Origin of the sequence: Micrococcus sp. KRD096 (assembly GCF_017168495.1) — a bacterium.
In the GTDB taxonomy this organism is placed as follows: domain Bacteria; phylum Actinomycetota; class Actinomycetes; order Actinomycetales; family Micrococcaceae; genus Micrococcus; species Micrococcus luteus.
Genome location: NZ_JABFAY010000010.1, coordinates 23029 through 31926, shown reverse-complemented (window position 1 = coordinate 31926; position 8898 = coordinate 23029). Strand labels below are relative to the sequence as shown.

Genomic DNA, 8898 nt, shown 5'->3' with positions numbered 1-8898 from the left:
CGCCCCGCCGGCGGACGGCTGGGGCGGCCCGGACGAGGAGCCGCCCGCCTGGGACGACGCTCCCCCGCCCGAGGAGGACCCGTGGGACTCGCTGCCCGCGTTCGACCCGGACGCGGAGCAGGACGACTCGGACGGCCCCGAGGGCTGGACCCCGCCGGCCCGGGACGCCGAGGAGCGGCCCGTCGGCGCCGCCGGCTGGGACGGCCCCGTGCCGTCGGTCGAGGACTGGGGCGCGCCGCCGCAGGCCGCACCGGCCCCCGGCGGCGCCGCGCCGGACGCCGGCCAGGACTCCCCGGTCCAGCCCGACGCCCCGACCCCCGGCGAGAGCGAGCCGAGCGCCGAGGAGGTCCGTCGGGCCTACGACCCGGGGCCGCTGGTCCGCGAGGAGGAGCACTCGATCCCCGTGTTCGCCCGTCCGGAGGCGGAGCTGCGCGCCGAGTTCGCGAAGCGCTTCGGCGCGACCCGTCCCGCCGGCTTCGACGACGGCGCGGGCGCGGCCGCGGACGGTGACTCCGCCCGGCCTGCCACGCCGTCGCCCGCCCCGGACGACGACGCAGCGGCCACGGAGCGACGCGATCTCCACCCGGCCGCCTCGGGCGCCGGCCCGTCCTCGGACGAGGAGCGGCGCCCCAGGGGCTCGCCCACGGCCGACGCGACCCCTGACCCGGGCGTGCCCGCCGACGACGCAGACGCCGCGCCGCGCGCGGCTGCCGGCCCGACCGGTTCGGACTTCCCGGGTTCGGGCCATCCGGCGAGCATGTACCCGCGGCTCATGGAGCGGCTGCGGGCCGGTGGGCCCCTCGAGCCTCCGGTGAACGCGGGCTCGAGCGGCGGCAGCGGGACGGGCGGCGGCCCCGGCGCTCCCGGCGGCCCCGGCCCGGACGCCTCGCCGGGCTCCCCCGCCGGGGGCCGGCCGAGCGCGGCCTCGCTCGGGGCGCGCCCCGCCGACGTCGAGCCCGCCGGGGGAGCCTCGGCGCCGCCGTCGTTGGACGCGCGGGCCGCGGCCATCCACGCCGCCCGCGAGGCCGCCCAGGGCCGCGGCCCGACCCGGCCCGCCGACACCGGCCCCGCCGCCCCGGCGACGTCCGGTGTGGGGTGGGAGGACGAGGTCGCCAGCGACGACGACGTCCCGCTCGAGGACTCGGGCCTCGTGGGCCGGGCCGTCGTCGAACGGGTGCTCGGCGGCCGTCTGCTCGAGGAACGCCCCAACGACGCCTGAGGCGAACGCGCCCGTACGCGGTCCGGGGCCGCGGGCATGATGGACGCGGCGCCGGACCACGGCGCCGCGTCGGGGCGCACGCCCCACGAGACGCACCATCGGACGAGGGAGACGGATGTACCAGGGCGCGGTGCAGGACCTGATCGACGAGCTCGGCCGCCTGCCGGGCATCGGGCCGAAGTCTGCCCAGCGCATCGCCTTCCACATGCTGGAGGCGGACCGGGAGGACATGCTGCGGCTGGCGGACGCCATCCGCACGGTCAAGGACAGGGTGCGGCTGTGCTCGGTCTGCTTCAACGTGTCCGAGGACGAGGTGTGCTCGCTCTGCCGGGATGAGCGCCGGGACCGCTCCCAGATCTGCGTGGTCGAGGAGTCGCAGGACGTCATGGCCATGGAGCGCACCCGCGCCTTCCAGGGCCGCTACCACGTGCTCGGCGGCGCCATCAATCCGATCGCCGGCATCGGCCCCGAGCAGCTGCACGTCCGCGAGCTGCTCACCCGGCTGCAGGACGAGGCCGTGCAGGAGGTCATCCTCGCCACGGATCCCAACCTCGAGGGCGAGGCCACGGCCACCTACCTCGGCCGCCTCCTCAGCGCCACGGGCATCCGCGTCACGCGCCTGGCCTCCGGTCTGCCCGTCGGCGGGGACCTCGAGTACGCGGACGAGGTCACCCTCGGCCGTGCCTTCGAGGGACGTCGCCTGATCAGCGGCTGACACCGGCCGGTGTCGAGCAGGCCCCGCCCGACGCCGGCCCGGCTCAGGCCACGCGCGTGCCGGCGGGCAGCCGCCCGGCCGGGGTGTCCAGGCGACGGTGGCCCCACCAGCCCAGCCCGGCCACCAGCACACCCTGCATCGCCAGGCCGAGCGGCCACACCGGCCAGGTGCCCTGCCGGTCCGGCACGCCGCTCTGGTCGAGACCGCGCAGCTCGCCGTCGAGGCACTCGACGTCCCGGACGGGGTCACGCTGGGTCCAGCGCAGCCCCACGGACAGCAGGTTGAGCGGCCCGGGCTCCGCCCGGGTCCCGTCCTCGACGAGCCCGCCCTCCCAGGGGGACGCATCCGCGAGGACGGCGTAGGGGTTCGCCGCGAGCAGCCATCCGCTGCGCCGCGGGTCGGGGATCGTCCGGGTGGTCACCGGGCCGACGCACCGGTCGGCGATCCCGTCGAACAGCTCCGGGTGCGCCGCCTCCCACTCGGCCCAGGCCTGCTCCGCCTCCTCCGGGGTCATCTTCTCGAGCTCCGCCTCGGTGAACGGCTCCGCCGTCATGGAGCCGAACTCGGCGTCGTTGGCCCGCACCTCGGTCTGCAGGAACTGCAGGGACAGCCCGAAGGCCACCAGGGTGCCGATCGTCAGCGCCGCCACGATCAGGTACGTCACCACGACGGCGAACAGCGTGCGCCCGGCGATGGCCGAGACGGCCACGCCGATCCCCGCGATCATGCCGAACTCCACGAGGATCATCACGAGCCCCACCAGCACGGCCCACGGGGACACGCGCCCCACCACGGCCGCGACCGCCAGCCACGGCAGCGCGGCCGCGAGGAACGCGGCGGAGGCGATCCACGCGGCCAGCCACTTGCCCGTCATCAGGTGCCCGGTCCGCAGCAGGGTGACCTGGGTGATGGCCAGGGTGCCGCCGGCACGGTCGCCCGAGATCGCGTTGGCCGCCAGGGCGGGCGAGACCAGCAGCGAGAGGGTGAGGACGAAGAGCAGGACGCCGTCGAAGAGCGTCCGCCCCAGGGCGCGCATCTGCTGCTCCGCCAGCTCCGGCTCCAGGCCGGACGCCTCCATCTCCGCCATGCCCAGGCTTCGCAGCCCGAGGGCGCCGAGGGTCACCGCCCCCACCACCGCGAAGAAGACGCCCAACAGCACGTACCAGCCGCGCGAGCGCAGCCGCTGACGCAGTTCCATGCCCACCACGGTGGCCACGGCCTGGGCCGCGCCGAGGCGTCCCCCCGGCTGCGGCTCCGGCGGGCGGCGGTCGTGGATCGAGGTCGCGACGGCGGTGCTCACGGCCGGTCTCCTTCGGTGCGGGGGCCCTCCAGGTGGAGGCCCAGGTAGGCGTTCTCGAGGCGGGAGCCCTCCGGGGCGAAGTGGCTGACGAGCACACCCTCGCGCACGAGGTCTGCGAGCAGCGCGGCCGCGGCGGCCTCGCCCCGCAGCTGCACCACGACGCCGTCCCGGCGCTGGCCCGCGCCGGCGCCGGTGGCTGCGGTGACGGCGAGGCCGCGGGTCTCAAGGGCGCGGATAAGGGTGTCCCGGGCCGACGGGTCGGGCCCTGCGATCCGGTAGGGGCGGGCGAGGTCGTCGGCGGCGCGGAACTCCTGGGTGGCCACCGTGGCGCCCTCATGGAGGAACACGGCGCGATCGGACATCTCCTCGAGCTCGGCGAGCACGTGGGAGGAGACGAGCACGGCGGTGCCGGTTGCGGCCATGGCGCGCAGGTCGTCCCGCAGCCGGATGCGGGCGGCCGGGTCGAGGCCGTTGGCGGGTTCGTCCAGGAGCAGGACGGAGGGCCGGTGCACGGTGGCCCGAGCCAGGGACAGGCGCTGCTGCTGGCCGCGGGAGAGCACGCGGGCGGGCCGGTGGGCGAACTCCGTGAGCTCGACCCACGCGAGCTGCTCGTCCGCGCGCGCCGACGCCTCCGCCTTCCCCATGCCGTAGAGCCGGCCCAGGCTGGCGAGGATGTCGTGGCAGGTCAGCTCCTCCCACACGCCCAGGGTGTCGGGCATCCAGCCGAGCCGCCGCCGGGCCTCGACGGGCTCGCGCACCGCGTCCACCCCGGCCACGGACACGGCGCCGGCGTCCGGGCGCAGCAGGGTGGCCAAGATGAGCAGGAGCGTGGTCTTGCCCGAGCCGTTCGGGCCGACGAGGGCCGTCACGGAGCCGGCGGGCACGGTGAGGGAGACGTCCCGCACCGCATGGACGGCGCCGAACGAGCGGGCGAGGCCGTGGGCCACGATCCCGTCGTGGGCGGCCGCCCCCAGGACGGGTGAGGCGGGCGGGGGTGCTGGAGCGGTCATGGCCCCATCCTTGCCGGACCGTGCCCGGACGCGGATCCACCCGGGGGATGATCCCGGCGCCGATCCGAGCCCGACCGGGGTCGCAGGCGGGGCCGCGGGCGCCGTCGTCCTGACCGGCCGCGGGCGCCGGGTCCAGCATCCGGAACAGGGGTTCACCTGGCGGACCCGCGCGGGTGCGCGCCCCTAGACTTGGCCCGAACCGACCCTCGATCCCGTCCGGAGCGACCCATGAGTCTCATCGTCCAGAAGTTCGGCGGCTCCTCCGTGGCCGACGCCGCCGGCATCCAGCGCGTGGCCCGCCGCGTCGCGGACACGGTCCGGGCCGGGAACCGCGTGTGCGTCGTGGTCTCGGCCATGGGCGACACCACGGACGAGCTGCTCGACCTCGCCGCCGAGCTCACGCAGGACGCGCCCGCACGCGAGATGGACATCCTGCTCTCGGCCGGCGAGCGCATCTCCATGTCCCTGCTGGCGATGGCCATCCACGCCGAGGGCGTCGAGGCCCGCTCCTACACCGGCTCCCAGGCCGGCATGCTGACGGACACCTCGTACGGCCGGGCCCGGATCGTCAAGGTCAACCCCCACCGCGTGCAGGAGGCCCTCGACGCCGGCCGCGTGGCCATCGTGGCCGGGTTCCAGGGCATGAGCCCCGAGTCCAAGGACATCACCACCATGGGCCGCGGCGGCTCGGACACCACGGCCGTCGCCCTCGCCGCCGCGCTCGGCGCGGACGTGTGCGAGATCTACACGGACGTGGACGGCGTCTACTCGGCGGACCCGCGCGTCGTGCCGACCGCCCGCAAGCTCACCGAGCTCTCCTCCGAGGAGACCCTCGAGATGGCGGCCTCCGGATCCAAGGTGCTGCACCTGCGCTCCGTGGAGTACGCGCGCCGCTTCGGCGTGCCGCTGCACGTGCGCTCCTCCTTCTCCGACCATGAGGGCACCTGGATCATGCCCGACCCGAACGACACCATCACCCTTCAGGAAGGCGCTCCCATGGAACAGCCCATCGTCTCCGGCGTCGCCCACGACCGCTCCGAGGGCAAGGTCACGATCGTCGGCGTCCCCGACGTGCCCGGCAAGGCCGCCGAGATCTTCCGCGTGATCGCCGTGTCCAACGTGAACATCGACATGATCGTGCAGAACATCTCCCGCGAGGGCTCGGGCCGCACGGACATCTCCTTCACCCTGCCGATCGTGGAGGGCAAGGACGCCATGGCCGCCCTGCGCGCCGCCCAGGACCGGATCGGCTTCCAGGACATCGTCTCGGACCCGGAGATCGGCAAGCTCTCGCTGATCGGCGCGGGCATGCGCTCCAACCCGGGCGTCTCCGCCACCTTCTTCAAGGCCCTCGCCGACGCCGGCGTGAACGTGGACCTCATCTCCACCTCGGAGATCCGCATCTCCGTGGTCACCGCCGAGAGCAAGCTCGACGACGCCGTCCGCGCCGTGCACGCCGCCTTCGGCCTCGACGCCGAGGAGGAGGCCACGGTCTACGGCGGCACCGGCCGCTGACGCCGCATCCTCCCCCACCCACCACGACGCCGGCCCCGCACCTTCAGCGTGAAGGTGCGGGGCCGGAGTCGTCGTGCGGGCGGTTCCTCCCGTTCCGTCAGCGAGGACGGAGGGGGTCGGCGGTCACGGGACCTGGACGGTCACGTCGGTCGTGATGCCCGCGTCCCAGGTGACGAGGCCCTTCCAGGTGCCCGAGGTCAGGCCGGACCAGGAGAGGGTCGCCTCGGTGGCCTTGCCCGAGGTCACGGGGACCGGGTTCGGGGAGACGGTCAGGTTGCCCGCGTCCTCGCGCAGCTTGAGCGTCTCGAGGGTGCCGGTGTCCTTGCCGCCGTTGGCCGCGTACAGGTGGCCGACCACGGTGTAGGCGCCCGGGGCGGGGTCGGCGATCGTCAGCGTCTCGGACTCGTCCGCAGTCGCCCGGGAGAGCTGCTTGCCCTCGGGGGTGATCACGTACAGGTCCCAGTCGGCGCCGGCGGCGCCCGCGTTGATCGAGGCCACCAGGGACTGGGTGCCCTCCTCCACGGTCACGGTGGACACGGCCAGAGCACTGGACACGAGCGAGTTGCTCGCGGTGGCGGCGGCCACGGTGGAGTCCACCTTGCCCAGGCCCAGGACCTGCGGGGTCAGCTCACCGGTCACGCCGGGGGTGATCTCCACGTCGGCGGAGCCGGTGGCACCGGAGCCCCCGACGGCGGAGGTGACGGTCGCGGACTTCGCCTTGACGGTGACCGGGGAGGTCACCTCCGGGACGGCCTTGCCCTTGGCGGTGGTCCAGGACATGGAGCCGTGGGTCCAGGTGTTCACCGCGGCGTCGGTGCGGGTGACGGTCAGCTCGACGTCGGCGGACTGGCCGGCCTTCAGGTCCAGCACGGCCGGGGAGGCGGTCACCTCGAAGCCGGGCACGTTCGCGGAGAACTGCCAGCGGCCGTTCTCCAGGGCGGTCACGGTGCGGGTCACGGTGGCCGAGCCGACGACGTCGGGGATCGCCAGGGACGGGACGTTCACCTCACGGCCGGCGATGTCGCCGCGCAGCAGCGCGTCCCACTGCTCCTTGCCGGAGTCGTAGACCAGGCCCGGACGGGCGGCGGCGGCCGGATCGGCGGAGCCGGCACCCGTGGCGAAGTTGTCCGTGTTCACGGTGCCGTCGGCGTTGTACACGTCGCCGGCGGTGGTCATGAGGGCGGACTTCACGGCCATCGGGGACCAGGCCGGGTACTTGCCGATCAGCAGCGTGGCCATGCCGGCCAGGTTCGGCGAGGCCATGGACGTGCCGGACATCAGGCCGAACGTGTTGCCGTGGTAGTCGGGGTCCAGCGGGGAGACGCCGGCGATCACGTTCACACCGGGGGCGGCGAGGTCGGGCTTCAGGAGCTCCTGGTTCACGGCGTTGGCCGGGCCGCGGGAGGAGAAGCCGGCGATCTGGGGCAGCGGGTCCTCCGGCAGGCCGGTGGTGTCGCCCGGGACGACCGTGGCGGTGAGGTCGGAGGACTTCACCTTCTCGATCACGCCGTTGTCGTTCATGTGCACGGTCGGCACCGCGTGGATGTCCGCGTCCAGCGAGCCGGACGGGGTGTTCACGAGGATCATGCCGACGCCGCCGGCCTCCTCCACCACCTGCGACTTCTCGGTGCGGGCGTTCCCGCCGCGCTCGCAGAGCACGATCTTGTCGGCGGCCTCCTCGGTGAGTCCGCCGGGCAGGCAGAGACGCGCGGCCTCGGCGTCGCCGGCGGCGACCTCGGACGCGTGGATGACCTCGGCCGGGCCCACGCCGGTGCGGGCCGAGGAGGCGCCCCGGAGCTGCGTGCCGTCGGAGAACTGCACGGTGGCGGTGAGCTCGTTGGAGAACGTCTCCGCGGCCACGGTGGTCAGCCACGGGGAGCCGTGGTTCACGGTGTTCGGGCCGGGGCCGGAGTTGCCGCCGGAGGCGGCCACGAAGATGCCGGCCTCGGCGGCGGACTTGAAGGCCATGGCCACCGGGTCCACGATCGAGGTGTTGGAGCCGGAGATCGAGTAGTTCAGCACGTCCACGTTGTTCTCGATGGCCTGCTCGACGGCGGCCACGGAGGCGGAGGTGTAGCAGCCGCCGGTGTCCGGGTCGGTGTCCTCCCAGCAGATCTTGTAGGAGATCAGGTGGGCGGCCGGGGCCACGCCCGCGCCCTCGCCGAAGGAGTCGCCGTCGATGGTCTGCTCCACCCCGGTGTTGCCGAGGATGGTGGTGGCCACGTGGGTGCCGTGGGAGAACACGCCCAGCGGGGAGATGCGCTCCTCCGGGGCCCGCTCGTCCACCGGGACGAAGCGCTCGAAGTCCTCCGAGAAGGCGTAGGCGCCGATCAGCTTGGAGTCGCACGACGACGCCGGGAAGTCCGGGCCGGTCTCGCACTCGGCCGTGGCGGTGGTGCCGTCCGCCTTGAGCACGGCGATCTGGCCGTCCGCGGTGCGGTACGGCACGCCGACCTTGGCCTTGCCCTTGAGCGGCTGGACGGGCTGACCGTCGATGAACGGGTTGTCCGGGTGGATGCCGGAGTCGATGACGCCGACCACCACGCCCTTGCCCGCGTTCTCGGCCTTGCCGTACACGGACTTCCAGGTGCCCTTCTTGCCGGGCAGGCCGAGGAACTCGGTGGAGCTGTAGTCCGGGGCCACCTGCTCGTCCGGTGCGACGCCGAGCACGGCCGGGTCCTTCGCGATCGCCTGGGCCTCCTCGGCGGTCAGCTCGGCGACGAACGCGTTCACGGCGCGCTGGAAGGAGATCTCGGCCTTGGCGCCGTGGGCCTTCGCGACCTTCGCCTGCTGGCGCTGGAGCTTGGCCTCGTAGTTCTTCACGCGCGGGTGCGAGGGGTCGAACTTCGCCTTCGGGGCGGCGCCCGGAACGGCGCCGGCCTCGGGGGCGGTCACCGACGGCTGGTCCTTCAGGACCACGAAGTAGCGGCCGTCCTCGAACTGCTGCTGCACCTGCACCTCGCCCTGCGGGCTGGAGACGGTGCTGCCGTCGGGCAGTTCGACGGCGGTGGCCGACACCGCGAGCGCGGGAGCGGCCACGAGGCTCGCGCCGGCGACGGCCGCGGCCAGGGCCCGACGGCGCCGGGCAGGGGTGGGGTTCTGAGGCATTGCCTCCGCCTTTCTCATCAAGGTCCGCCCA

At 74.4% G+C, this 8898-nt stretch carries 5 protein-coding genes and 1 pseudogene; 3 read left to right on the top strand and 3 right to left on the bottom strand.

The window, feature by feature from the left end; all coding sequences use genetic code 11:
• Positions 1 to 1219, top strand: a pseudogene (locus tag J1M41_RS12005) (DNA polymerase III subunit gamma and tau); the annotation flags it as partial.
• Between the two features lie 115 nt (positions 1220 to 1334).
• A complete protein-coding gene (gene recR / locus J1M41_RS04335) occupies positions 1335 to 1934 on the top strand; it encodes a recombination mediator RecR (RefSeq protein WP_098093712.1) in 600 nt (199 codons plus the stop codon).
• Positions 1935 to 1977: 43 nt separating this feature from the next.
• On the opposite strand, the gene J1M41_RS04330 is transcribed toward recR, so the two are convergent.
• Both J1M41_RS04330 and J1M41_RS04325 read right to left on the bottom strand, forming a co-directional pair.
• A complete protein-coding gene (locus J1M41_RS04330) occupies positions 1978 to 3234 on the bottom strand; it encodes an ABC transporter permease (protein ID WP_206451223.1) in 1257 nt (418 codons plus the stop codon).
• A complete protein-coding gene (locus J1M41_RS04325) occupies positions 3231 to 4244 on the bottom strand; it encodes an ABC transporter ATP-binding protein (RefSeq protein WP_036384133.1) in 1014 nt (337 codons plus the stop codon). The genes J1M41_RS04330 and J1M41_RS04325 overlap by 4 nt, the downstream gene beginning before the upstream one ends.
• Positions 4245 to 4472: 228 nt before the next feature.
• On the opposite strand from J1M41_RS04325, the gene J1M41_RS04320 reads away from it, so the two are divergent.
• Positions 4473 to 5759, top strand: a complete 1287-nt coding sequence (locus J1M41_RS04320; protein ID WP_036384130.1) for an aspartate kinase — start codon at positions 4473 to 4475, stop codon at positions 5757 to 5759.
• 123 nt (positions 5760 to 5882) lie between these two features.
• Here J1M41_RS04320 and J1M41_RS04315 read toward each other — a convergent pair whose 3' ends face one another.
• Entirely contained in the window at positions 5883 to 8867 is a 2985-nt protein-coding gene (locus J1M41_RS04315; protein ID WP_206451222.1) for a S8 family serine peptidase, read from the bottom strand.
• Positions 8868 to 8898 lie beyond the last annotated feature (31 nt).